Here is a 24,028-nt window from a genome sequence, read left to right on the forward strand (position 1 = left end):
GGCCGCCGGCCGGCACCTTTAATGTACCATAAAAGCCGCGTGTTTACAAAGCAAAAACGGCCCCAGCTCCTGAAAAAAGTAGTCATTGACTTATGTTTTACGACGATATATCTTAAAATAGCCGTATTTTCAAAAGATTCTGACAAGGAGGCCCTTTTCTGCATGTCCGGGAGAAAAAGATTTGATCTATTCCTCATCGGCGGATTTTCTTTTTTGATCCTGCTGGTGATCGTCCTGGCCCTGCTTGGCGCCTCCTCTTTGGGAAAAAGCAGGGCGCTTTTCAGGCAGACGCATCAGAACTCGTTTCAGGCCTGGATCGAGACGGAACGGGCCAACGCCGACCTGATCACCGTTCACCGGGCGATGAAGGACGTGGCGCTGTCACGAAACGACGAGCAGCTGCAGTCGGCTTTGAACGACGTCGATACCTGCGACCTGAATATCCGGGACTATTTTTCGTCGATGAAGGTGTCCGACCCCGGCAATCCGCTGCTGTCTGACGTGATGGACGCCTATAACGGCTGGATACCCATCAAGACCTGGACAATCACCTTTGCGCAGAACGGGCAGTATGAGCTGGCGGCGGAAAACACACGGGTGGCCGATTATGCGCAGGTAAAGCTCATCCGCAGCAAAATGCAGCTGCTCATTGAACAGAAAAGAGCCGAGGCGGACAAGGCCTACGCGCAATCGGAGCATATGGCCGCCGTTTACGGGCAGTACCTGTTCTGGATGACGCTGCTGGCCGTCTTGCTGGCCGTGGGGATGTCCGTCTACGTCCGCAGCCGGCTTTTACAAATTCAGCACACGCTGCACGAGGAGAAGGAAAAGCTGCAGATCACCCTCAACTCCATCGGTGACGGCGTTATCACGACGGATACCGACAGAAATGTCGTGGGCCTGAACAAGGTCGCGGAAGAATTCACGGGCTGGAAGACGGCGGAGGCCTTCGGCCGGCCGTTCTCTCAGGTGTTCGATATCACGAATGCCTATACCGGCGAAAGGGCAAAGGACCCGGTCGAAGAGGTTTTGACCACCGATTCGATCTGCCTGCTCGAAAACCACACCATCCTGACCTCGAGGGACGGCGTCAGGCGGCATATCGCCGACAGCGCGGCGCCCATCAAGGACGAAAACGGCGAAACCTCCGGCGTCGTGATGATCTTCCGGGACGTGACGGAGCGGAAGCTTGCAGAAAAGCTGCTGATGGACAGCGAGGAACGGTTCCGGACCATTTTTGAGCAGGCGCCGATCGGCATTGCCGTCAGCGACCCGGCCACGGGCCGGATTCTGGAGATAAACGGCAGGTTTGCCGAGATCATCGGCCGCCCAAGGGCGGCGGTTATGGACGTTGACTGGATGAGCTTTACGCATCCGGACGACCTGCGGGGCGACCTGGACGGCGCCGCGCTCCTCAGCGCCGGCAAAATACCAGGCTATCACATGGAAAAAAGATATATCAGGCCCGACGCCTCCGTCGTGTGGGCCGACATGTCGGTTACGCTCATTAAGGACAGGCGGTCCGAAGGCCCCGTCAACCTGTGCATGATCGCGGATATCACCGAGCTCAAAAATGCCGAGCGCGCGCTGGCCCAGTCGAATACTATGCTGGAGGCCACGCTCCAGGCCACGGCCGACGGGATAGAGGCCCTGGACCTGGACGGCAATTTCTTCTTTTACAACGACCAGTTCAGAAAAATGTGGGACCTGCCCGAGGACATTGCCGATATAGATTTCACCTTTGCGCACATCCTGGCGCGTCTGGCGAACCCAAACGCCGCTCTGTCCGGCATTCACGACCTGATGGGCCGGTTCCCCCTCGAGCCGTTCAGGGAGCTCCGGCTGACGGACGGGCGCACCATTGAAAGATACGCCAAGCCCATCCTGGTCGACGGGCAGAAAACGACGGGGTACGTGCTGAGCTACCGCGACATTTCCGAAAGCAAGCGGCGGGAAACCGAAATCCTCTATCTCAACTATCACGACCTGCTGACAGGCCTTTACAACAGGGCCTATTTCGAGGAGGCGTGCAGCCGGCTAGACTGCGGCCGCCAGTTGCCCATTTCCGTCATCATGGGCGATATCAACGGTTTAAAGCTCGTCAACGACGCGTTCGGACATAAGGAGGGCGACAAGCTGCTCGTGGAGATCGCCCGGATACTTAGCGTCTGCTGTCGGAAAGAGGATATTCTCGCCAGGACCGGCGGCGACGAATTTTGCATCCTGCTGCCGCAGACGGCCGCGGCGGACGCCCGGGCCATCTGCAAGCGCATCTACAGCGACTGCGTGAAATACGGGAACAAGTCGGTCAAGGACGCGTTCTACCTGAGCATCTCCCTGGGATACGCCACCAAGACGGAGGCTGAAACGACCATCGAAAGCATCCTGGCCGAGGCCGAGGGGTACATGTACAAGCAAAAGCTCCTGGAGCGCAAAAGCATGCGCAGCTCCCTTTTGTCCTCCATCAAGACGACGATGGCGGAAAAAAATCATATCACGGCCGAGCACGAGGAGCGGCTCGTGGCGCTGTCCAAGCTGATCGGCGAGGCCATGGACCTATCCGACGCGCAGATCAACGAGCTGGAGCTTTTATCGACGCTGCACGATCTGGGAAAGCTCAGTATCGACGACCAGATATTAAACAAGCCCGGCGACCTGACGGAGGACGAGTGGGTCGAGATCCGGAAGCACCCTGAGGTGGGATACCGCATCACCCAGGCGTCTCCGGAGCTGGCCCCAATCGCGGAATACATCCTCTGCCACCACGAGCACTGGGACGGCAGCGGCTATCCGCAGGGCCTCAGGGGCGAGGCCATCCCGCTCCTATCCCGCATCGTCTCGGTCGTCGATTCCTACGACGCGATGACCCAGGACAGGCCGTACAGAACGGCCATGCCCAGGCCCGACGCCATACGGGAAATCCTCGCCAACGCCGGGACGCAGTTCGACCCCGCCGTCGCGCAGATCTTCATCAGCGTGCTGCAGGAATTCGGCTGCTAGTATTTGGACATAAATAACGGAAACCTGACGTGACCGTCAGGTTTCCGTTTTATATTTTGACGCCATTTTATGCAGCCGGCGCGCCAGCTCCAGGCGGACGGCCTGCGGCGCTTTGACTTCCAGCGCCGGGCCAAAGGACAGAAGGTAGGGGTACAGCCACTCGCCCGCCGGCATGGAAACGGTTATCGTCAACGCGCCGTCCTCGTGCCGCGTGATGTTTTCCTCGTCAAAATCGTCGTAGACCCGGTGCGCCCCCTCGGGCGACACATCGAGCACGAGCGCGACGGTTTCGCCGGCGCTTTCGGCCTCCGGCGGCGGGGCGGCCTCCGCTTCCGTGTGGAGACAGGCCTCTTCGGTGAGGCAGATACCGGACATCCGCGTCAGCTTGAACGTCCGGCGCGCGGCCCTTGTGCGGCAGTAGCCCTCCAGGTACCACGCCCTGTCCTTGAACAGGAGCTTTACAGGCTCGACGCACCGGGCGCTTTTCTCCCCCGAGAGGCTGTAATATGTGAACGTGACGGCCCGCTTTGCGAGAATGGCCGTTTTAAGCAGCTCGAACGCCGCTTTCTGCCGCCCATCGTTTCCCCAGGGCGAGAAATCCACCTCGATCCAACGGGTCTGGCTCCTGCTGAACAGGCCGCTGAGCTTTTCGAGCACCTCGTCCGACGCCGGGTGGCGCGCCGCGGAAAGATTCTGCAGCGCCATTAAAATTTCATCCTGCTCCCGCTCAGACAGCACCGATCTGTCCAGGACGAACCGCTCCATGAGCGCGATGCCGCCGCCCTTCCCCTGGGCGGTGTAAATGGGGATGCCGGCCTGGCACAGGGCGTCGATATCCCTGTAAATCGTCCGGACGGACACCTCAAAGCGCGCGGCCAGCGCCGCGGCCGTGACATTTTTCTCCCGCAGCAGCGTATAAACGATCTGGAACATCCGGCTGATCTGCACAAGGCCACCCCCGATTATCATAAAGGGCCGAACATGACGGCGCCATGTCATATTATACCGCGTTATTCAAAGGATATGGCATGGGGAATGGCGGGCGCTTTAAGCCGTTCAGGCCGGCTCGTTCTGCCGGGGGCCGTACTTCCCCTTTATTTTCGGCAGGAGGATCGACAGCAGCAGGGCCAGGCCGGAAATGACGATGAATACGATAAACAGGGTGTGCACGGCGCTGTTCAGCGACAGCTGCACCTGCGCCGCCGGGAGCGCGCCGCCGGACGCGGAGGACTGGTAGAGGTCGGTCGGGTTGACGCCCATGACGCCCCGCGCGGAAAAATACCGCGTGATGCCCATATTGAAAACGTTTCCGAAGATGCTGATGCCGATCGTCTGCCCCAGCGTCCTGAGCAGGGTATTTGCCGCCACCGCGGTGCCCCGCTTGCTGTAATCCACGGAATCCTGGACGATAATGGTCAGCGCCGTGCTGACGCCGCCGAAGCCGATACCGATCACGAACCCGTAAAGCAGCACAAGCGTTACGGGAGAGGCGACCCCCAGCGAGGGCAGCAGCGCCATGCCGACCAGTATGACGGCGTTTGCCGCCACTGTCACAGGCTTTTCGCCGTACCGCATCAAAAGCTTTCCCAGAATAAACGACACCATCAGCCAGGAGACGGACATCGGCAGCATGGAAAGGCCCGATATGGTCGGGCGGAAGCCCAGAATATTCTGCAGATAGATCGGCAGATAGACGTCGATGCCCATGAGGATGGCGTACACCAGGAAAGAAATCAGGTTTACTATGGTGCTTGTCCGGGTGAAAATATCAAACGAAACGATGGGCTCCTTTGCCCGCCGCTCGATCTTATAAAACACAAACAGCAGCGCCGCGGTGAGCACGGACGCCAGGACGATAAACCACACACGGCCGGCCCCCGCGTTCCCCTCCAGCAGGAAAATACTCAAAAACAGCATGACGGCCAGGGACAGCACGGCGGTCCCCGCATAATCGATGCGGTGCTTTTTCTTTTCGAAGCTCTCCTTCAGCGACCCCTGCAGGAGTATCACCGACAGCAGCCCGAAGGGAATATTGATAAAGAATATCCAGTGCCAGGAGAGCGTGTCGATCAAAAAGCCGCCCAAAAACGGCCCCACCAGGCTGGCAACGCCCCAAACCGTGCTCAGGCTGCCCTGCACCCGCGACCTTTCCTCCAGGGTGAACACGTCGCCGATAATGGTGAACGCCACGGTGAATATGGCGCCCGCGCCCAGGCCCTGAAGGGCGCGGAATGCGATCAGCATCCCCATGCTCCGGGCCAGGCCGCAAAGGGCGCTCCCCACCAGAAAAATCAGGATGCCGATGGAAAGCATTTTCTTTCTGCCGTAGAGGTCGGCGAGCTTGCCGTAAATCGGCGTTGAGATGGCCGAGGTCAGCAGATAGACGGAAAAGACCATGCTGATCAGGGAAAAACCGTGCAGGTCCTTCGTAATGGTAGGCGTGGCCATCGTGACGATCGTCCCCTCAACCGCCGCCAAAAACATGGCCAGCATGAGCGAGACGATCAGGTTTGCTTTTTTAAAATTCATTGCTTATTAAATCCTCCCCGGTAAGATTCCAAACGCAAAGATGCCGAATAAAACACCGGGCGCACCCGACATCTTATCCGGCATCGTAATTCCGATTACAAGCCCTCCGATGACTCTCTCTCAAACATCCCGTTCAAGTTCGGCTTATTATACCATCCGCGGCGAAAAAAAGTCAATCGGCAATTCCTCCGCGCCGGCTCTGCCCGCAGCCCGCGCAGCCGCCCGAGCATGCCCAGAGCTCGCCGGCGACGGCCGCCCAGTTTTCGGCGGCGCCTTCGCACTTTGCCGACAGCGCGCGCACGTCCTCGGGGCTCTCCATATCGGTGGAATGTGCCCCGGAGGTCTCCACGAGCTTTGTCAGCGCGCCGGGATTGTCCAGCAGCGGGCAGGGGCGCAGATGGTTTTCATTGAACGGCTGCGACTGGCGATAGGCCATAAACAGCGGCGACTGCAGGGCTTGAAGCAGCGATTTTTCGCGGATGTTGGCGTCGGCGTAGTGGATAAAGGCGCACGGCTCGATATCCCCGCCGGCGTTAATATGCAGGTATCTCCTGCCGCCGGCGATGCAGCCCGGCTCCTCCGGCACGTATTCGCCGTCGTTCCAGAAATCCAGCGTGAACAGCGGCTTTGTCCCGCGGAACTTGCGCACCTGCTCATACATGAACTTTCTCTGCTCGGCGCTCACCATCAGCTCCGGCACGGCGCCGTTCCCCACCGGCATATATGTAAAGAACCAGCAGAATTTTGCCCCCCAGGCGATCATCCGGTCGAAGTACGCCTCCGAGCCGATCATCTCGCAGTTCTTGCTGGTATAGCAGCAGGAGATGCCGAAGGGGATGCGTCTTGACCGGAGAAGCGCCATCGCCCTTTCCACTTTTTTAAATGTGCCGGCGCCGCGGCGGAAATCGGTGTCCTCCTCAAAGCCCTCCACGCTGATGGCGGGAATAAAATTTTTAACCTCCAGCAGCGCGTCGGCAAACGGTTCGTCGATCAGCGTGCCGTTGGTGAAGGCCGTAAACTGGCAGTCGGGATGCGCCCGGCACAGGCGGAGGATATCCGCCTTCCGCACCAGCGGCTCCCCGCCGGAATAAAGGAAAAAGTAACTCCCCAGCGCGTTGGCCTGCCGGATGATATCGTCCAGCTCCTCATACGTCATATTCAGCCTGCCGCCGTATTCCGCCGCCCAGCAGCCGGTGCACCGCAGATTGCAGGCGGAGGTGGGGTCCATCAGGATCGCCCAGGGAATGTTGCAATTGTGCTTTTCCTCCAGCTCCTTATGGATATCGCCCCATTTGAGGCTGGCGTTAATGGCGAAATTTTCAAAAATGCTCCGGCGGATACCGTCGTCAATGTCGGTAAAGAGGCCCATGATATACTTATACCAGTTGTTTTCCGGGTCCCCCGCCACCGTTCTGATGGCGTCCAACTGTCCGTCAAGATAGCCGGAGGGCACGAATTTATCGAGGAAGTCCACGAGCTTGGGGAGGTTTTTTTGGGGGTCCTTGTCCACGTAGTCATAGGCTTTGCGGAGGCCGGCGGCCTGCAGCTGGGATTTGATGCTCATTAGAATAATAGTCCTTTCAGGTTTTTTATCTGCTTAGCAGGCCGCTGGCCTTCTCGCAGACCTCGTAAATTTCGTCATACTTTTTGTCGATCAGCGGCGTTACCTGATCGGTCTTTTTCCTGTGGAGGCTGACAAAGCAGAAATACGGGACGATCCAGCCCACAAAGCCGGGAACGGCGAGAATAATGGACGGGAGCAGCATGCCCGCGGTGTAGGCGAACACGGAGCCGGCCATAAACGCCGTGCCGACGACGCCGAGGATATAAGCCGCGGCGGAGGCGCCGACGACCTTGGAGCGCTCCAGCGCCCCGATCTCCGACACGCAGGCGTCAAACTGCCGCTGGAGCCGCGTCAGCTCCGTCTTGTTTCTGATTTTCCTGTCGCGCTTGAACTTCAAAACGACGGAATTGACGCCGCCCACTGGCACCGCGGTCCCCTCCAGCGCCCAGCCGAAGCTCTGATACCCGTCGGCATACACCGGCTCCAGGCTGCGGCCGACGGTGATGTCCCTGTACTCGTAGCCGACAAAATTGCCCTCATTTTTCGAAATCTCACTCATCATAAATAACTCCTTTCAGATTTGTGTTGCGCGCATTATGCCGTCCGGCTCTGCCGCGGGGCGTTCCCTGCGCAGCTGATTTTATTCTCACGCACGAGCCAGTCGATGGTATCGGCGATGGCGTCTTCAAAGGGGCGCGTATGGTAGCCCAGCTCCCGTTTTGCCTTGGAGCAATCGAAGACGTTGTTGCGGATCAGGTTGTAAACGGCAAAGCTGGTCATGCGCGCGGGCTTCCCGGTAATTTTCTCGCTCACATCGGAGAGCTTGCCAAAGAGCCTGGCGGCGCCGGCAGGCAGGATCATTTTGACTTCCTTCGTGCCGGTAAGGGCGCTGAGCAGGCGGAACATCTGCGGCATGGTGACGCACGCGTTGCCGAGTATATAGCCCTCGCCCTTGCCGCCCTTCTCGCAGCAGGTCACGATGGCCTCCGCCAGGTCCCGGGCGTCCACGGCGTTGAAGCTGCCTTCCATCCCGCAGGGCATCTTGCCCGCGCAGTATTCCATGATGAACCCGGCCACCGGGCCGAAGGCGTAGTCGTCTGGCCCGCAGATGCCCGTGGGGTACACGATGGACGCATCCAGGTCCCATGTGCGCACCGCATCGATAACGGCTTGGGTCGCCATGGCTTTTGTTTTGCCGTAAAAGCCCACGACAGCCTCCGGATCGAGGTGCTCGATCTCCGTGATGGCCTGTCCGTGCGGCAGCTCGGGGATGGCGCCGGTCGAGCTGACATACACCAGCTTTTTTACGCCATGCGTCAGGCAGGCGTCCAGGATATTCCTGGTGCCGTCCACATTCACGTCGTACACCTTCTGGTTGAAGCCGGGATTCACGGTGACGATGGCCGCGCAATGGATCACAACGCGCTCCACGTTGCCCTCCGCGGCGAAAAAACGTGCCAGGCTGTCCTTGTCCGTGACGTCGCCGAAGCAGATTTCCACTTCCTTCGGCACACGGGCGGCGGCGGGGTCGCCGTTCAAAACAAGCCCGCGCACGCTCTTGCCCTCTTCCAGCAGCCGCGCCGCCACGCTGCTGCCCAGGTTCCCGGCCACGCCCGTTACGAGATAGAGCGTATCTGACCGATCATGTTGATTATCCATAACAATGCCTCCGTTTTATTTGCTCTTGTTTTCGTTGATGCGCTCATCCTACAGGCGGAATATTTGCGAGTTGTTTGTGAAATGTTTGAGAAATATTAAAATAAAAAAAGCAGCCTTCCAAACCGGAAAGCTGCTTTTTGATGCGGGGCGTCAGACTTTGTTCAGCCGCACTGTAAACGCGCTGCCCCTGCCGGGCTCGCTGGAGGCCGAGATGGCACCGCCCGACAGCTCGACGACCTTGAGCGCCAGGGGCAGGCCCAGCCCGTTCCCCTCCTGGGAATGGGAGGTGTCCCCCTGATAGAATTTGTCAAAAATGCGGTGCAGCGTTTTATCGCTCATGCCGCAGCCCGTGTCGGACACCGTCACCGTCACGGTATCCGCGTCGGAGGACTGCCTCAGCATGACGGTCCCGCCGGGCTCGGTGAACTTGAAGGCATTGGAGAGCAGATTGTTCCAGACGATCTCCAGCATGCTCCTGTCGGCGCGGATGACCGCCCTGTCCTCAACGTCGGCGACGAAGTCAATAGTCTTCGCCTCCCATATCTCTTCAAACTGCAGCGCGCAGTCGCAGAGCTGGCGGCACAGGTCATAGGCTTCGGCCACGGGACGGATTTCCTGATTTTCCAGCTTGTTCAGCCGCAGAATATTGGTGACGAGCGCGGTGAGGCGCCGGGACGCCGTGATGATGGTGTCGGAATATTCCCGGCGCAGCCGGGGGGAGAGGTCTTCCTTCTGCAGCGCCATGGCGTAGCTCTGGATGACGGACAGCGGCGTTTTGATCTCGTGGGACACATTGGCGATGAAGTCGTTCTTCAAGGTCTCTATGCTGCCCAGCTCCTCCACCATTTTATTGAAGTCCTCGTACATCACATCCACATAATCCATTTTATCGGCGGTGTGCGCCGGCTCCAGCCAGATCGAAAAGTCGCCCTCGGCCACCTGCTTGGCCGCCGCGCTGAGCTTCCGCATGGGCTTATCGAAGGCGCGGACCTTCTGGCGGTTCGTGAGGAGAATGAAAATTGCGGTGACGATCGCCCAGTAGCCCAGCATCCCCGCGATAAATTCCGGCGGCATGCTGCTGAAATTCACATACTCGTTATAGATCATCCACTGCCCGGCGGACAGCGACAGCAGCACAAAGTATGTCAACGCGTATTCCGCCCACGTAAAATGCCTGGCCTTGACGCGGCCGTCCTTTTCCAGCGGCTTCCTTTTCACTGGATCACCGCCTTGTAGCCCAGGCCGTGCACAGTGACGATCTTAAAGCCCTCGCAGCCGGAGAACTTGTCCCGCAGCTTTGTGATGTACACGTCCACGGCGCGCAGGCTCGTCTCGCTGTCAAGCCCCCAGAATTCGTCCATGAGCTGCGCGCGGGAAAAGGTGCGTTTGGGATAGGACAGCAGCTTGTACAGGATATTGAACTCCCGCACCGTCACCGGGACCTCCTCCCCGTCCACCGTCACCGTCATGGCGTCGGCATCCATGACCATGTTGCCCGCCGTCAGCTTTTTCTCATTCATGATGTTCGCGCGGCGGAGCAGCGCACCCACGCGGAGGACCAGCTCGTCCATGTTGACGGGCTTGACCATATAGTCGTCGATGCCCGCGTTAAAGCCCCGCTGCATGGATGCGAAGTCGTCCCGCGCCGTCATGAACAGGATCGGGATTGTTTTGTTCAGCGCCCGCACCGTCTCGGCAAATTCATAGCCGTCGATCCCCGGCATCATGATGTCGGAGATAATGAGATCGTACAGGTTGTTATACATCAGGTCATACGCCTCGTTCGGGTTCAGGCATCCCCTGGCGGCATAGCCGCTGTCACCCAGATAGGCGCAGACGAGCTGATTGAGCTTTAAATCATCCTCCACCACAAGTATATTGACCATAAAGCCCTCCTTTCCGCGGCAGGCACCGCCATCATACCAGGGAAATGTTAAAAAAGTGTTTATGCGAAGTCAGTGTTGCAGATGACATTTTCAGTTGTCGTATATTTATATTTAATGATATATGAAATTCACAGGTAATTCTATTATGAGGTTAAGGGATGCGAAACATTCTGACGTGGTTATAGAAGCCGACAAGGGGTCATACGTTGGGTATCAGGGGGTACGCTATATGTTTAACTGCGATGACTTTCTTGTCCATCAGCCATACCCGTCCGTCGAGATAACCGAATGTAATACATATTACGCAACGCTTATTTCAGGCGCCTTTGCCGGTCCCGGCTCCGAAACAACAGCGATCACTCAATACACAGCACACAACTTCTTCACTTTTGTTCAACCGCAGATCACCGAGGCCTATCAATGCATCATTTCCGTCGAATTGCTCCACCTGAATTTGCTCGGAAATCTTATCAGAGACCTGGGGCTGCCACCGAAATTTCTGACGTACGAGACGCATCAGTACTGGAATGGCAGCTATCCGGTCTATGCATACGAGCTGAGGCCCATATTGCTCGCCGATATAGAGGGTGAGCACGCCGCCATTGCGCATTACACCAGGCTGATCCAGCAGATCGCCCAGCCTCAAATACAGGATTTATTTCGCCGTATCATACTGGATGAGCAAAAGCACGTTGAAATATTGGAATATTTTTTAGGCAACCGCTGAAAAAAGCCCTGTGATTATTGCAATCACAGGGCTTTTTCTTAATACGCCCGACTGGATTCGAACCAGCGACCTTCAGAGTCGGAGTTGCAATTTTTACTTTTCACAACTCTCACGCTGTTCAAAAAGTGTTGATATTTCAACGCCTTTTGTATTGATATTTTTATATCTCTCACATCTTTACCGCGCTTTTCATAACTTTGTGCGGTAAATGTGCGGTAAAACCAGGCATTGCGCACACGCGCGCGGGAGCCTCGGAAAACTGTGTTATTCGTTACATTCCGCTTGCGGATACGGCTATTTGCCGGTCATTTATCATAGGAGGGATCTTCCTTTACAGATGGGAAAATTCGGGATATGCTAGTAAAAATACTTTGAAAGGCGTAATTTTATGGATATAGCTTCAGCGTTACGTGAAATAGCAGTTGCCATTCAGAAGGCCTCAAGCCCCTTGGATGGGTCGAACGAAGTTATCAAAACGGCGATAATAGCATTCTCTAGTGTCATTAGCGTCATATTGGGAGCTTCAGGCACATACGTCATTACAAGAAAAACAACGCGGAAAGCAGAGATAAGAGAAGCATGTGAGCTACTTGTGAAGAGTTACACAAAATATAGACTCAAAATTATTCCGACTAGCCTTGAAGATAAAGTGCTGCTTGAGGATGCTTATACAAAAATCGTGTTATGTTCAAAGCGGCTATTAACTCATGCGGCTGCCGATATAGTACCTTTATTGAGCAAAGATCGCGACGAGGTGGAGGATCTTGCACTTGATCAGAAAATGGTAAAGTTAATGCGGAAAATGAAGAAATACAGGTGATTCCCGCTTTATGCGATTAACTCAATGTCATCAAAAACGACCTAGCTAAGCCTTTGCAGTTCCCAGTGCCGACGGGATTGTCTGGCCGAAGATGTGGGCGGCGCTGCCGGAATAAGCCAATATTGACAAGGCATATGCTCGGTATTACTATGAAAATGTGGTATAGCTATGTTGTGTATAGCCGCATAGTTGATGGTAGGGGCTTCGTTAAGAGTCCCTACCATTATTTTAGACTAAACCTACGCCCAAGGTGCAGAATCAACACTGCAGCCTGAGGCGTTTTGTTTTGTGGAAATTTTTCGTTGGAATATTTACAAAATAAATATTAAAATCTCTTTACAAATCGATAGGTAAAGGGTTGAGGGCGGGTGGACAGTGTATTTACATATAGCCGCTCAAGATGATATCCTCATTGCATAAATGAAGATTTAGGTAGTATTGTGTTGAGTTAATTGTTACAAAACTAATAAATTTTTAAAAAATAGTGTGCCGAAGACAAATTATTGACTATATCTTGTAGTAATACAAAAAGTACATAAAATTTTCTATAGAAAATTTTACCTTAAGAGGTATAATGGAAGTGACAAAAAGTGACGAAATGAATAATGACTTAATGAGATTATAGAGTAAAGGAATATCGCATATGGCAAGTATAGTTTCTTCCATGTATTTTGAGAATTTTCAAAATCAAATAGGGGCGCCGCAACCCACACAGCAATTTTCAAACCCTATAATGGCTTTGTTGCCTCTTAGCATTCCAGGCAATTTTTCTTTTGTTTTCACATTTGGAATGAATTATGATGTGTCACAATCTCATAATCTTCAAGTAATTTTTAAAGATCCACAAAACAATATTTTAAATAATACAGGCGAAATATGTATGCCGGCATCGGATGATCAGTACCTTCCAGCCGAATACCGTGGTATTATTTTTACTATGGATTATCGAAATATACCGATTCGGAGCACGGGTGTATTTGCGGCAGAGGTTTATTTTGATGGTGCATTACTAGGGACATGCCCTATCCCCGCATATCCAGCAAAACCTCTTGAAGGGGATGTAAGTATTGCTCGTTAATGTTGCCGATTTAATGCCTCAACATATCATTCGGAGTACTGATTGCGGAGTACTTTCTTCTGGACATATTGGCGTATTAACTCCCAACGGTTTGCGCGACATGAAAAATCAATATTACATAGTCAGTAACAATAGTTTGGTTTTATCAGCACAAACGGTCGAAGGACTAAACCAGGCTATTCCGGCGTATAATGGTAACACCATTTTATCAGATGTTGGTGTTTCCATGGAAAGTAATATTAAAATGAAAAATATCGAAAAACTTAATCTTATAGCGAATTTCGAAGAAAATTGGAACGGTTATAACGCTCCTAAATTTGATTCTGCTTTAATAGACAAAGCAAAAGAATTCATCCAACAGATTTCCTTTCAACCAGAGGTTTTTCCAATACCGGGCGGAGCTATCCAATTTGAGTATAACAAAGATAATGGAGAGTATCTGGAACTTGAGATTAGCTTAGATACAATTGTCTCAGTATTTCAGATAAAAGAATCCGGGGAAGAACGTGAATACGAAATTAAGTCTTATATACACGAAATTAACAAAATAGTTGAGGAATTTTATGGAAGCAGAATTTACTCCTGATGAAAGATTGTATCGTGGGGTTTTAGATAATTCTATTTTTTGGAAAGCCAACAGGACACTTTCGACCACAATATTTAAAAACCACCCTAAAGACGCAGGGATATCCGTAGATCGACAACAAGGAAGATCCGAACCGGAAGCGATGAAATTCGCCTTAAATCATTTAACTGGAAGTATTATTTATATTTTAGTCAGCCATTGCGTTGAATGTGGAACATTAGTCAAGCATTGCCCAAGAGAAGATAATGGATTCTTCAATCAGTATCACTCCGAAATACACAGGAGTACTGATGTGACAAAATTAAGTCCAAGTCAATCGAATTATTTAACAAGCAAGGCAGAAATCGTTCATTATAGTTGCACATTGTATAATTGATAATTATATTTGCATAGCAGCAAGCGCCTGGAGCCGTTCAAGAAGTTCGAAAACCCTGAGTCTTCCTCAATGAGTTCGTGGTTCTGCGCAAGAAGCGAGAAATCAACTGCTGTATCTGAATACACAACCTTCTCAGGCTTGGGGGGTCCGGTTTGTTAAGCCGCTCTAATCGAGCGGCTTATGTTTCTTGAATATCAGAAAAGCGTCAGCCAATCGGCCGGCGCATTTCTTATCTTACAGTACTAATGCTTGTCGGCACATTTATAACAGAAACCATTTCCAGCATCGCTATGTTTTAAATCATCAAAATCAAAAAGTTTTATGCAATCAGGGCATGCAAATTAATAACCAACGCATTTATCGCAAACCTGTCCACCGTCGAAGTAGGTCTAACGAACTGTACAGCCGAACCGAAATTGCCCATAAGCCGTTCAGAATGTACCAAAGACATGTACTATGATTAAATTAAGCATGCACTGCGTAGGATCATCGTTGATCCTACTTTTTTTATTTTCTTGCATGTCTAAAAGCACTGTTTATCGTGTCCCCTTTGTGATATACGCCGGACATCCATAATTTACACGTTGACTTCACATAGACGCCATGTTAATTTTAGTGAACTAAATGCGAAGTAAGCGAAGTTGTTGCATATAATACTATATGTAACTTCTCTTCACAACACGAGGCAAGGAGGTGTACACATATTGGCATGGCACGCATAGTACTGCACAGCGACTTAAACAGCTTTTACGCCTCGGTGGAGACGGTACTTGACCCGACACTCCGAGGCAAGGCCGTGGCTGTCTGCGGCTCGACGGAGGACCGGCATGGCATCGTCCTGGCAAAATCCGATTTGGCCAGAAAGGCCGGCGTCAAGACCGGGATGGCGAATTGGGAAGCTCAACGGTGCTGTCCGGGGCTACTCATTTTACATCCTCAATATGAGCAGTACGTCAAATACTCGCGACTGGCGCGCGAAATTTATCAGCGGTACACGGACCGAGTGGAGCCGTATGGTATGGATGAGTGTTGGCTCGATTTGACAGGCTGCCGGTGCGTCGATGGGCTTGCAGTTGCTGACGAGATACGCAAGACGGTACATGAAGAACTCGGCCTGACAGTCAGTATTGGGGTGAGCTTTAATAAAATCTTTGCTAAGCTCGGCAGCGACATGAAAAAGCCAGATGCCGTTACGGTGATCAGCGAAGAGAATTATAAAGAAAAGGTGTGGCCGCTGCCGGCCTCGGAACTCATCTATGTCGGCCCGGCCACGACGCGCAAACTGGCGACGTACGGCATCCATACAATTGGGCAGCTGGCTGCGGCGCCGCCGGAGTTTTTAAAGCAGCGCCTCGGCGTCAATGGCGTTGCTATCTGGAGATACGCCGCTGGCCTAGACACGTCGCGCGTCATGCACCAGGATTACGATGTGCCCATTAAGTCCATCGGCCACGGCATTACCTGTGTGCAGGATCTCCTGAATAGTGAGGAGGTCTGGCGGGTGATGCTGATGCTGTCGCAGGATATCGGGCATAAGCTTCGCGCCAACGACTTTAACGCCGGCGGCGTGCAGATTACGGTAAAAGACAATGCCCTCGGTTGGCGGCAGTATCAGGCACCCCTGGAAGTGCCGACACAGCTGCCGCTGGAGATCGCCCGGCGGGCCCGCGCGCTATTTGACAAACAATATGATTGGCGCTTGCCGGTCCGCGCGGTGACGGTCCGCGCAATCAAGCTGTCGCCCAAGTCGCAGCCGGTACAGATGCTCCTTTACGATGATCCAGTCCGCCGAGAGAAGAGGGAGCGCCTGGAGGACGCTGTCGAGGATATCCGTTCACGTTTCGGCAAGAGCGCGATATATTCGGCCTGCCTGATGGGCAACCTTAAAATGCCTGGGCTCGGCGTTCATGAGGTCAACCTTCCGGGGATGATGTTTCAATAGGGGGTGCTGATTATGGAGAACAAAATATACGTCGAAGTTCTGGCGTCCTTTGATCCTGGCGGCGTGATGCTGCCTGTCTTGCTCACCTGGGAGGACGGACACACCTACGAGATCGACCGCATCGTCGATATTAGGCAGGCGGCGGCCATGAAAGCCGGCGGCAGCGGGGACAGGTACACGGTCAGGATAAAGGGCAAGGAGAGTTTCTTATTTTTCGAGCGCAACGCCAGCCTGCGCGGCAACAATATCGGCAGGTGGTTCGTAGAGAGAAAATCACAAGGGTAGCCATACAAGCAAATACGGTATAGCTTATCTTGCGCTCACTGGAGCGCTTATTTTTTTTCTTCACGATAAGACCCATAGCGCCGCTGAATGAGGTGTGTAAATGTGTCCAGGCCACATTTCTCCTATCGTTGCATTTTGACGATTTTAGCGGTATACTTGGTCTTATTTAAGAACACTTAAGCGTAACAACTTTATGACATAAAGGAGTAATCTTATGCTGTTTGAATGGTTTAACAACCGGGCAAATATTACTTTTCTTATTGCCGTAGCTGGATTCATTATTTCGATTATTAACTTTGTTGAAAACCGAGTTGCAAGTCGGCGCAGTATTGCAGTAACCCTTAAGTTTGCCCTTGCTTCTGACGAAACTCTTTTAATTAACATGGAATTCACTAATAAATCTCGCTTGCCGATATCGATATCGAGTGGGAAACTCGTGCTTGAAGGCGGAAAACAATACAGTTTTGGGAACAAAAGCAACACACAATTTGTATATAGCAATCCTGCCATATCTGAGAAAACGACTGAACGTACTCAACGATTCCCGCTTAAGTTAGAGCCTCTGAGTACATCTGAAATGTTTGTAGAGATTGACCAGAGAGATAAAGATTGGGGAAGTATGCTTCCATGCAAATGTAATGCAATCTTTGGGACTAGTCGTGGCCGTATTAAAACATCTTGCGAGATCCCGGTTAGTTTGGATAACTGGAAACAAATGCTACAGCGACTTAGATGAACTCATAACAATAAAATTAAGTTGAACGAGGTATATAGATAGGTGATTTTATCGTTATATAAAAAAGCAGGACGGTTTTGACCGTCCTGCTTTTCCGCCTTAATGTTAATGAGCCATTCCTCTTCGGACCTCATTATACATATCGAGCAATTCTTGCTCTTTTCTGATATGTGTCAGCACTGCAGCTGAATCAACACCAAGGGCAAGTTCAACTTGAACACGAATGCCAAATAGTATATTGCTAATCGAGTGTAACTGAATTCGCATCCGCTCATAATTATGCAGAAAACTAGTCCTTGCCTTATCGTCAAGGTTAAATGCTTTATCTGACATCGTGAAGTATTGTTCTTCAAAAAATTCCAATAAATTATCTGCTGTGTACAATTGGCTGTAAATGTCGTCTACTGTTAACTCTTTAGACATTTCGGTCCCCTCCCGCCGCGGCGTTGTAAGCCCGTTCTTTATAAATGGCGCTAACGGCGGCAGAAACATCGTCCCCCAGGCGGCCGAGAGTTACATTAAGTGCAGTAAAGGCCGCGATATACATGGATGCCCGTCCTTTGGCCATAAGCACCATATTTTCACCGGGGCCACCCTCGGAATCAGAAGCATAATGCAGTTCGTCGTCTAAGGCTTCTATGAGCAACGTTTGCGCGATAAGAAGATCATTTGTGACACCTGCGGCACAATCAATTTCGCATATTTTTCCCATGATATTCATAAAATAAAAATCTCCTTTCAAGTGTTTTCACTTGCAGGGGAGTCCATAATGATGATATGATAGATTTATCATCAAGTGGGCTCTCCTACTTGTGGATCATGAAGCAGTCCGAGACTTTCCACGGTGGCGGGCTGCTTCTACTTTTGTTTTTGGGCTTTTATGTACATCGCGTCGATCCCTTGCCTGATTACCTCCGCTTTGGTAAGCCCTAAAACCTCGCAGCAGTACTCAAGCTTGTTAGAGTCGCCTTCGGATAATCTAAATTGAAGTCTATCTTCTTTTCTATCATCCGTTGGTCTTCCCGTCCTTGACATTCTCAACCCCCTAACTTTTGTACTGACATAATACTAACATTTGTACTGACATAAGTCAAGAGTTATTTTAGATCATTTTCTGTTGGTTTTTAGGGGATCACTGCAAGGGGGTACGCTACATTCCCACCTCCGGCGGTAGACAGGAAATGAAAGCTGCGGCAACCGGCACAGCGAGCGATTGAGCAAGTTTTCAGTAATAACCAAGTCGGTTAGCACTGATGGGAAGTGCGTGTATTTCAAATGCGACCGTGATTACTACGTCGATATTAAATGCGGATAGCATTATGCGATACGTTGGATTGGTTGGATTTCAAATCTGGGCAATCTAGATATATAGTTAAGATGCTTTGCGCTTTGTGGATATGCCGCCGCCGTTTTTAGGGAAGTATTCATGGAGATTGTCATAGGGCTCTTGAATGAGGTCCATGACGGTGTACATTTCATCGAGGTTCCACAGACTGCGGCAATTGAATTTCGCGCTCACGGTGGCGCGTGATATGTCGAGTTTTGAGGCTAGATATACATGGTCGATATCGAGTTCCAAGAGCTTCCCTCGCAATTTGCGAAACATAATTATCCTCCCATCATTTTTTATTCGCTTTCACCGGCGCTGCCGTTCCGCTCTGAGGGAGTATCCAATTGATGGATACTCCTTTTCTTTACGATATTATTGATATGGTCCAACTTCATCAATCTTTATAAGGAGACTATGACTATATGCCACGTGAAAAAGAAGGATACCGGGATCAGCTTGCCGACATCAGCGCATTTTTCGGAGAACGTCGGCTACTTATGATTTCAGATGTCATACGTTATCTTGGCCGAGATCGTGATTACGTCATTAAGCGACTCGGCATATCACACCCTAAAGACGGCATTACCACGGTGGAACTAGCAAGACGGCTCTGTTTATAAAAAGTGGAGGTTAATATGAAAAAAGAATTTGATCAAGAACGACTTCAAGGGATAGAACGGATTTTATTGGACCCCGATATTTTAGTTCAATTTGCTATGGCTTTGAAAGAAGAGCGAGAAGCGAGGATTCAGGCGGAAAGTAAACTGAATCAGTTATTGAACGAAAAACAAGAATCCTCACCAATCGAAAAGCGAGACAGTACGAAAAATGAAGTATCCGCATCAAAACCAAATTTGAAGGTAAGTGAAGCGGCTAAAGAACTGGGTGTTAGCATGAAAACGCTATACCGAAGAATCGCCGAAGGCGAGCTAAAGGCACAGCGGCTATCTCCCACCTGCCTTAGAATTGAAACTTCTGACTTCGTTGCTTTTAAGAACGGGCTTAAAGAGCGGAAACCATATACACGGAAAAAATAAAGCTTCACCGTTAAGCGGCATCAATATGGTTACGGACAAAAAGGGTGTGGTTTTAAACCACACCCTTGCTTATACTTATTATGTCACAGTAAAATCAAACGTCTCGCTCTGACCTCCGCCGCTAATCGTAATTGTCCATGTCCCTGGTGTGGTTCTCGTTCCGACTTTCCACGTCCAGGACACTTTACCCGAAGAATTTGAGGTCTTTTCCGTCAAACCGGATGCCGTTGACGGGCCTGATTTGTAGTATACGGTTATATCGTAATCTGTGTTTGGTTGTCCTTTGATCGTAATAGTCGCGTTGGTGCCATGCTTAACCGGAGACGTCAAGTTCACTAATTCGATTGATGCCGGTGAAGGTGAAGGTTTTGACGCTGGTGTTTGTTCCGGGCTTGGTGATGGAGAAGGCTTTGGGCTAGGAGATGAACTCGGAGACGCTTTACTTGGGAAGCTCGGGGCCACTGACGGTGAAGGTGAAACAATAATGCTAGGCGATGTAGATGTGGCCACATTCAACGCCCATGAGCCCCCTGTATCATTTGAAGAGGACGGTGTTTGGCTTGGCTGAGTATTGAAGCCGGGGCTAGGGTTAATAGTTGATATTGCTGCTGTAGGCGGTGAAATAGTAGCCGACGCTACGCTAGGTGAAGATAAGACATTTTCTTGTTTTGGTAAGAACACCCCTGCCAATATCAAGCAAACGGCGATAACTATACCTTTATGCCATGTCTTATAATTAATTTTATTACGAACCGCCCTTGAGAGCGGTGGCAGAAGTACCAATCCTGCCATCAGGAAAAATACTCCGGCTAATGGGGTCCTAAATATGCTGCTTAATCCTGTTAATAAAAAGAGTAGGCTAAAAGCCCAGCCTGCAATGAATCCCGCCCTCTGTTTTTTATCCATTGTCCTTTCCCCTTAATATTGTATTTGTTCTATTATCTTACAATATATATCTTCCTAGCTGTAAATTCAATCAAATAATGCAGTATAGAATGACAAGAAAAGGGCGAGAGCAACATATAAAAAGAAGGCGGGGGAACCGCCGGAGGGGTACGAAATTTTCGTTACCCTGCGGCTGTGACCACCCAAGATTTCCGTCAACTCCCCTCATTTTGAGGGTGGTTGAGTATTTGTCGAGTCGCGTCGTATGACTTCCCGTCAGTAGCCACCAGTTTGGGGGTAACTGAGTACTTGCTTAAACGCTCCTTGTGCCGCGCATGGATTTTGTCAATTGCCTTTTGCGGGTCAGCGATTCCGGTGCCGCGCCGATCTGTTCTCTTGTCATATAGAACTCATTGTCTTCGCCGTAAATGTCGCGCGATAGGCCGTTTGCTGATTTTAATCGTTGCACAAAATAATAAGCAACAGCTCGCATTTCAAGTGCGAGCTGTTGCTTATCCTTGATTATGATAAACCGTTTAGTATATGCCTCACGCGAGGCCCAATGACCTCATGATTTGGACGGCTTCCGGCCGCGTTATATTGCCGTTGGATATTGCGTTGCCGATGTATGTGATGGCGTCGTTCTGGGCCCCTGTCCCGCCGAACGACAGATATATCTGCGCCTGCCTTACAACACCGTTGTAATTGGGGCTTCTGCCCGCCGTGGTCGATGAGGATGACGCGGTGGGCGCTGACAGTCCATATGTGGCCATTAACTGCGGGGCGTACTGCCCGCCGTACTGCACGATGTAGTTGTACATGGCGGTTTGGCCTTCCGGCGTCAATGTGTCACCGATTGCATACCTTCCGTACATGCTGTTCAACACACTGTTAAGCTGGCTGTATGTCAGCTGCCCGGTGCTGCTCCCGCTACTGCCGCTGCTTCGGCTGCCACTATTGCTTGCGTTCTGCTGAGTGACCTGCAACCGTGCAAGTGCAAGCTGATTTTCGAAGTCCTGCTGATTCGCAGATGCCTGCGCCGAAGCCTGATTGTTGATTTTTTCCTGTCTTGCCGCCGTGAGCACAGATTTTTTGTAAGCCAGAGAAATACCATCCGAGTCCACGGACTGCCCGGAGGTAATGAGGGAATCAATCCGGTTGATTTCCGCCTGATAGTTATCCGAGTACTGCCCGATGGTATTTGTCCAGTCTGATTTGTCTGTATCGGCCTGGGCCCGCGCCTTGCTCTGTGCGTCCTGAAGGGCTGCAATTTTAGCCGAGATACCGGATGCGTCAAGATTTGCATTTGCCGCGTTCATGTCGGACAGATACGCGTTCTGCAGCGCTGCGACATTGGCGTTATAATTACTCTGTAAGGTCACGGCTTGAGTGTCCAGGTCGGCGTATGCCTGAGATTCTGCGGTGTTCAGATTGTTCAGGGCGCCCTGTAGCGCGACGTTTCTGTACAACTCCGGCTGCATCGCGGCGCTGCCCCGGATGCCGTTGGCCGCTGCCGCCTGAGCGTAGTTCATAGCGCCAACGTCTGATTGTCCCGCCGCCGTGTTGCGCTGATTGTAATATGAGTTCTTGATGTTGCCCCGCTGCGTTTCCAGATCGGCAAGGGAAGTGTTGTACCCGGTCTGTAGGTTGCCGAGAGCGGTATCAAGGTTAGATTGGAGGCTCCCCTGTTGTGCGGCCTTTTGTGTAGCAACGAGAGCGGCAATCTGACTCGCGATATCCTTGTCAGTTCCACCACTTCCGCCAACCTTGGTTAATGCATTATTCCACGCACCGACGTTTGATTGGCTCGTTCCTGCGCCGATTTGTGACGTTTTGGGTGCGCCTATCGAAAACCCCGGGTCAACCGTCGACGTACTCGAGCCGCTCAAAGAAAACCCAGGGTCACCCGCAAATCCGGTACCTACGCTTTTTGAAAAGCCGGAGTCTACCGAATTATTGTTCTTCTTTTTTACCATGTCGTTATACTGAGAACTGAGGTCTTGAAAAGTCGGCCAATTGTTTGTAGCCATAAGTCACGTTCCTTTTACTAAAATATTTGAAATTAATATCGCAGGGACCCTATGTCGTGCTTTTATCACGCTCCTTTTGGTTCATTTTTTCGCGCCAGAAAACTACTTCGTCAACAGCCGAACTGCCGGTATTTTGGAAACGCTGCAGTCCAACGTGCATATAGTACGGCGTTCGCTGCTCGATAGTGTCAATTAAATATGCTTTACAAAGAGGACAGCCAGTAGGCGGTTCTTTATTTATACACTACCATTACTCAGTAATTTCGAAATGCCAAGGCAGCGTTTTCAAAGCGTTAGCCCTACGCGTCTCAGTACATGCTTTATTATCAAAAAGCGTCACGTCGCCCGTCTCAGGGTCTTCATATCCTGTATACGTCGTGATGCCATTCAGGATACAGAATTCTTCTGCTACGCCAAGCCGCCCCTCCGTCCGTCTCATGGCGCTCATGAGGCTCATATACCGCACAAGGAATTCCCGCAGCTCATGGTTTGCATAATCCCACAAAAGCTCAAACACGCGGTCATAGCCGATCACCTCACCCATGCCGATTTTGCGCAGCTCGGCCATAGTGTAAAAATAATCCTTGGTCCCCCATTTGTTGCCGTCGTAAACCTTGTCGACAGGGAATACAGTCATGAGTTCCAAGGGCGTCAGGGTTGAAATAAAATTGGTTATTGCATCGTATATGATGCACATGGTTTCGATTTCTTCAGAGTCGTCTTCCGGCTTGACGCAAGTGTTTGCCCATTTAACGCCATAGTATGCGATTTGTTTGACATACTGTATATTGTCAGGATCGTTGAAGTGATCGCAGACTTTTTTTAGGAAGTTTTTAAAATATATCTCCGTAAGATTTGGTGCGGGTTTCGATAAACTTTCCAATATTCTTAGCATAGTATTTCCTTTCTCCTTTGCGCCGTGTGGTCATTTTGGCCACTCGGCTCTTTTTACTTACCGTAATGCGCTGTGACGGCCGACAGGATATCTTTCTAATAATGCAGGGCTTCGCATAGAGCATCGATGACGGTCGCATATGTAGACGATGATTTAAGCCGCCGATCTTCCGCATACCATCCGACGAGCTGCGTCAGATCGCGCTTATATGATGCATATAACCTGTCTCTATCGGGCCGTTTGTCACGTTCTGCGCGAGATATCAGTTCCCCGATGCGGCAGTCTATGTCCACGATTTCGGGAAAGGTTAAAGGCTTCGGGTCCACCGGTTGCCAAAGTTGAAATGCGATGTCGGCCCGCCGCTTAAGCCTGGTATCTGTCGTTAGAACTTCTCCGAGTGTTCTGTACATTTTTAATCCTCCCTAGGTATTGATTTGCCGGATACGCCATACCATGCGAACATTGCCGTACCCGTATTTCCATGACGGTTTTTTGCGACTATGATTTCAAGTTCATCGGCCCCCCATTGTGGGGCTGCCTCTTCGCGTTTGTAATATCCCGGTCTATACATGAGCATGACACCGTCCGCATCCTGCTCAATATCCCCGGAATCGCGCAGGTTATGGAGTTGCGGGCGCTTATCCTTCGTCGCTTCGGACTCCC

Annotated in this window: 26 protein-coding genes; 11 read left to right on the forward strand and 15 right to left on the reverse strand. The window is 51.4% G+C overall.

Going from position 1 to position 24,028, the window contains the following annotated elements:
• The first annotated feature begins 162 nt into the window (after window positions 1-162).
• Window positions 163-3,000, forward strand: coding sequence for a sensor domain-containing diguanylate cyclase/phosphohydrolase (locus tag BUB60_RS13355; protein ID WP_159435424.1), 2,838 nt, complete (start codon window positions 163-165; stop codon window positions 2,998-3,000).
• A 36-nt stretch (window positions 3,001-3,036) separates the two neighbouring features.
• Here the strand turns inward: BUB60_RS13355 and BUB60_RS13360 are convergent, their stop codons facing one another.
• The 7 genes from BUB60_RS13360 to BUB60_RS13390 all read right to left on the reverse strand — a co-directional run bounded on the left by BUB60_RS13360 (window position 3,037) and on the right by BUB60_RS13390 (window position 10,638).
• Window positions 3,037-3,948: a helix-turn-helix transcriptional regulator gene (locus tag BUB60_RS13360; RefSeq protein WP_073079907.1), complete on the reverse strand. Its 912-nt coding sequence runs from the start codon at window positions 3,946-3,948 to the stop codon at window positions 3,037-3,039.
• A 108-nt stretch (window positions 3,949-4,056) separates the two neighbouring features.
• Window positions 4,057-5,529, reverse strand: coding sequence for an MDR family MFS transporter (locus BUB60_RS13365; RefSeq protein WP_073079910.1), 1,473 nt, complete (start codon window positions 5,527-5,529; stop codon window positions 4,057-4,059).
• 172 nt (window positions 5,530-5,701) lie between these two features.
• Complete coding sequence (locus BUB60_RS13370) at window positions 5,702-7,093, reverse strand: radical SAM/SPASM domain-containing protein (RefSeq protein WP_073079912.1); 1,392 nt, start codon at window positions 7,091-7,093, stop codon at window positions 5,702-5,704.
• A gap of 25 nt (window positions 7,094-7,118) precedes the next feature.
• Window positions 7,119-7,655, reverse strand: a complete 537-nt coding sequence (locus tag BUB60_RS13375) for a hypothetical protein (RefSeq protein ID WP_242941207.1) — start codon at window positions 7,653-7,655, stop codon at window positions 7,119-7,121.
• A 32-nt stretch (window positions 7,656-7,687) separates the two neighbouring features.
• The gene (locus BUB60_RS13380) at window positions 7,688-8,752 is read right to left on the reverse strand and encodes an NAD-dependent epimerase/dehydratase family protein (protein WP_073079917.1); all 1,065 of its coding nucleotides are present in this window, start codon (window positions 8,750-8,752) and stop codon (window positions 7,688-7,690) included.
• A 150-nt stretch (window positions 8,753-8,902) separates the two neighbouring features.
• Complete coding sequence (locus BUB60_RS13385; RefSeq protein WP_073079919.1) at window positions 8,903-9,970, reverse strand: HAMP domain-containing sensor histidine kinase; 1,068 nt, start codon at window positions 9,968-9,970, stop codon at window positions 8,903-8,905.
• Window positions 9,967-10,638 carry a response regulator transcription factor gene (locus tag BUB60_RS13390; protein WP_073079921.1) on the reverse strand — a complete coding sequence of 224 codons (672 nt, stop codon included), beginning with the start codon at window positions 10,636-10,638 and terminating at the stop codon, window positions 9,967-9,969. Before BUB60_RS13390 ends, BUB60_RS13385 begins: the two co-directional genes overlap by 4 nt.
• A 229-nt stretch (window positions 10,639-10,867) precedes the next feature.
• On the opposite strand from BUB60_RS13390, the gene BUB60_RS13395 reads away from it, so the two are divergent.
• The 8 genes from BUB60_RS13395 to BUB60_RS13420 all read left to right on the forward strand — a co-directional run bounded on the left by BUB60_RS13395 (window position 10,868) and on the right by BUB60_RS13420 (window position 17,188).
• Window positions 10,868-11,365 (forward strand): ferritin family protein, encoded by a 498-nt coding sequence (locus tag BUB60_RS13395; protein ID WP_073079923.1) that lies wholly within the window; start codon window positions 10,868-10,870, stop codon window positions 11,363-11,365.
• Between the two features lie 388 nt (window positions 11,366-11,753).
• On the forward strand, window positions 11,754-12,185 hold the full coding sequence (locus tag BUB60_RS13400) for a hypothetical protein (RefSeq protein ID WP_073079926.1): 432 nt from the start codon (window positions 11,754-11,756) through the stop codon (window positions 12,183-12,185).
• Between the two features lie 643 nt (window positions 12,186-12,828).
• The gene (locus BUB60_RS19830; RefSeq protein WP_143162353.1) at window positions 12,829-13,263 is read left to right on the forward strand and encodes a hypothetical protein; all 435 of its coding nucleotides are present in this window, start codon (window positions 12,829-12,831) and stop codon (window positions 13,261-13,263) included.
• A complete protein-coding gene (locus BUB60_RS13405; protein ID WP_073079928.1) occupies window positions 13,253-13,849 on the forward strand; it encodes a hypothetical protein in 597 nt (198 codons plus the stop codon). The genes BUB60_RS19830 and BUB60_RS13405 overlap by 11 nt, the downstream gene beginning before the upstream one ends.
• Window positions 13,827-14,225, forward strand: coding sequence for a hypothetical protein (locus tag BUB60_RS19835; RefSeq protein WP_143162354.1), 399 nt, complete (start codon window positions 13,827-13,829; stop codon window positions 14,223-14,225). Before BUB60_RS13405 ends, BUB60_RS19835 begins: the two co-directional genes overlap by 23 nt.
• A 709-nt stretch (window positions 14,226-14,934) precedes the next feature.
• Entirely contained in the window at window positions 14,935-16,167 is a 1,233-nt protein-coding gene (locus BUB60_RS13410; RefSeq protein ID WP_073079930.1) for a DNA polymerase Y family protein, read from the forward strand.
• Window positions 16,168-16,179: 12 nt separating this feature from the next.
• On the forward strand, window positions 16,180-16,452 hold the full coding sequence (locus BUB60_RS13415; RefSeq protein ID WP_084726486.1) for a hypothetical protein: 273 nt from the start codon (window positions 16,180-16,182) through the stop codon (window positions 16,450-16,452).
• A 214-nt stretch (window positions 16,453-16,666) separates the two neighbouring features.
• Window positions 16,667-17,188 carry a hypothetical protein gene (locus tag BUB60_RS13420; RefSeq protein WP_073079935.1) on the forward strand — a complete coding sequence of 174 codons (522 nt, stop codon included), beginning with the start codon at window positions 16,667-16,669 and terminating at the stop codon, window positions 17,186-17,188.
• A gap of 105 nt (window positions 17,189-17,293) precedes the next feature.
• Here BUB60_RS13420 and BUB60_RS13425 read toward each other — a convergent pair whose 3' ends face one another.
• The 3 genes from BUB60_RS13425 to BUB60_RS13435 form a co-directional block, all read right to left on the reverse strand.
• Entirely contained in the window at window positions 17,294-17,611 is a 318-nt protein-coding gene (locus BUB60_RS13425; RefSeq protein ID WP_073079937.1) for a hypothetical protein, read from the reverse strand.
• Entirely contained in the window at window positions 17,604-17,909 is a 306-nt protein-coding gene (locus BUB60_RS13430; RefSeq protein WP_073079939.1) for a hypothetical protein, read from the reverse strand. Before BUB60_RS13430 ends, BUB60_RS13425 begins: the two co-directional genes overlap by 8 nt.
• Before the next feature lie 651 nt (window positions 17,910-18,560).
• Window positions 18,561-18,794 carry a DUF739 family protein gene (locus BUB60_RS13435; RefSeq protein ID WP_073079941.1) on the reverse strand — a complete coding sequence of 78 codons (234 nt, stop codon included), beginning with the start codon at window positions 18,792-18,794 and terminating at the stop codon, window positions 18,561-18,563.
• 146 nt (window positions 18,795-18,940) lie between these two features.
• On the opposite strand from BUB60_RS13435, the gene BUB60_RS19840 reads away from it, so the two are divergent.
• Complete coding sequence (locus BUB60_RS19840) at window positions 18,941-19,138, forward strand: hypothetical protein (RefSeq protein ID WP_143162355.1); 198 nt, start codon at window positions 18,941-18,943, stop codon at window positions 19,136-19,138.
• A gap of 15 nt (window positions 19,139-19,153) precedes the next feature.
• Window positions 19,154-19,555: a helix-turn-helix domain-containing protein gene (locus BUB60_RS13440; protein ID WP_073079943.1), complete on the forward strand. Its 402-nt coding sequence runs from the start codon at window positions 19,154-19,156 to the stop codon at window positions 19,553-19,555.
• Window positions 19,556-19,633: 78 nt separating this feature from the next.
• On the opposite strand, the gene BUB60_RS19845 is transcribed toward BUB60_RS13440, so the two are convergent.
• The 5 genes from BUB60_RS19845 to BUB60_RS13465 all read right to left on the reverse strand — a co-directional run.
• Entirely contained in the window at window positions 19,634-20,461 is an 828-nt protein-coding gene (locus BUB60_RS19845; protein WP_143162356.1) for a hypothetical protein, read from the reverse strand.
• Window positions 20,462-20,988: 527 nt separating this feature from the next.
• Entirely contained in the window at window positions 20,989-22,470 is a 1,482-nt protein-coding gene (locus BUB60_RS13450) for a hypothetical protein (protein ID WP_073079948.1), read from the reverse strand.
• A 250-nt stretch (window positions 22,471-22,720) separates the two neighbouring features.
• A complete protein-coding gene (locus tag BUB60_RS13455; protein WP_073079950.1) occupies window positions 22,721-23,365 on the reverse strand; it encodes a hypothetical protein in 645 nt (214 codons plus the stop codon).
• A 95-nt stretch (window positions 23,366-23,460) separates the two neighbouring features.
• Window positions 23,461-23,775 carry a hypothetical protein gene (locus BUB60_RS13460; protein WP_073079952.1) on the reverse strand — a complete coding sequence of 105 codons (315 nt, stop codon included), beginning with the start codon at window positions 23,773-23,775 and terminating at the stop codon, window positions 23,461-23,463.
• Window positions 23,776-23,777: 2 nt separating this feature from the next.
• Window positions 23,778-24,028: DnaB helicase C-terminal domain-containing protein (locus BUB60_RS13465; RefSeq protein ID WP_242941208.1), on the reverse strand; the 251-nt coding region annotated here is incomplete at its 5' end.

The organism is Sporobacter termitidis DSM 10068, from assembly GCF_900130065.1.
Lineage (GTDB): Bacteria > Bacillota > Clostridia > Oscillospirales > Oscillospiraceae > Sporobacter > Sporobacter termitidis.

Coding starts and splice junctions, on each gene's coding strand:
- BUB60_RS13430 (WP_073079939.1), bottom strand. CDS start 17,909: ATGAATATCATGGGAAAAATATGCGAAATTGATTGTGCCGCAGGTGTC.
- BUB60_RS13420 (WP_073079935.1), top strand. CDS start 16,667: ATGCTGTTTGAATGGTTTAACAACCGGGCAAATATTACTTTTCTTATT.
- BUB60_RS13435 (WP_073079941.1), bottom strand. CDS start 18,794: ATGTTTCGCAAATTGCGAGGGAAGCTCTTGGAACTCGATATCGACCAT.
- BUB60_RS13460 (WP_073079952.1), bottom strand. CDS start 23,775: ATGTACAGAACACTCGGAGAAGTTCTAACGACAGATACCAGGCTTAAG.
- BUB60_RS13455 (WP_073079950.1), bottom strand. CDS start 23,365: ATGCTAAGAATATTGGAAAGTTTATCGAAACCCGCACCAAATCTTACG.
- BUB60_RS13390 (WP_073079921.1), bottom strand. CDS start 10,638: ATGGTCAATATACTTGTGGTGGAGGATGATTTAAAGCTCAATCAGCTC.
- BUB60_RS13440 (WP_073079943.1), top strand. CDS start 19,154: ATGAAAAAAGAATTTGATCAAGAACGACTTCAAGGGATAGAACGGATT.
- BUB60_RS13370 (WP_073079912.1), bottom strand. CDS start 7,093: ATGAGCATCAAATCCCAGCTGCAGGCCGCCGGCCTCCGCAAAGCCTAT.
- BUB60_RS19845 (WP_143162356.1), bottom strand. CDS start 20,461: ATGGATAAAAAACAGAGGGCGGGATTCATTGCAGGCTGGGCTTTTAGC.
- BUB60_RS13365 (WP_073079910.1), bottom strand. CDS start 5,529: ATGAATTTTAAAAAAGCAAACCTGATCGTCTCGCTCATGCTGGCCATG.
- BUB60_RS13400 (WP_073079926.1), top strand. CDS start 11,754: ATGGATATAGCTTCAGCGTTACGTGAAATAGCAGTTGCCATTCAGAAG.
- BUB60_RS13415 (WP_084726486.1), top strand. CDS start 16,180: ATGGAGAACAAAATATACGTCGAAGTTCTGGCGTCCTTTGATCCTGGC.
- BUB60_RS13375 (WP_242941207.1), bottom strand. CDS start 7,655: ATGATGAGTGAGATTTCGAAAAATGAGGGCAATTTTGTCGGCTACGAG.
- BUB60_RS13425 (WP_073079937.1), bottom strand. CDS start 17,611: ATGTCTAAAGAGTTAACAGTAGACGACATTTACAGCCAATTGTACACA.
- BUB60_RS13395 (WP_073079923.1), top strand. CDS start 10,868: ATGTTTAACTGCGATGACTTTCTTGTCCATCAGCCATACCCGTCCGTC.
- BUB60_RS19840 (WP_143162355.1), top strand. CDS start 18,941: ATGCCACGTGAAAAAGAAGGATACCGGGATCAGCTTGCCGACATCAGC.
- BUB60_RS13450 (WP_073079948.1), bottom strand. CDS start 22,470: ATGGCTACAAACAATTGGCCGACTTTTCAAGACCTCAGTTCTCAGTAT.
- BUB60_RS19835 (WP_143162354.1), top strand. CDS start 13,827: ATGGAAGCAGAATTTACTCCTGATGAAAGATTGTATCGTGGGGTTTTA.
- BUB60_RS13410 (WP_073079930.1), top strand. CDS start 14,935: ATGGCACGCATAGTACTGCACAGCGACTTAAACAGCTTTTACGCCTCG.
- BUB60_RS13355 (WP_159435424.1), top strand. CDS start 163: ATGTCCGGGAGAAAAAGATTTGATCTATTCCTCATCGGCGGATTTTCT.
- BUB60_RS19830 (WP_143162353.1), top strand. CDS start 12,829: ATGGCAAGTATAGTTTCTTCCATGTATTTTGAGAATTTTCAAAATCAA.
- BUB60_RS13380 (WP_073079917.1), bottom strand. CDS start 8,752: ATGGATAATCAACATGATCGGTCAGATACGCTCTATCTCGTAACGGGC.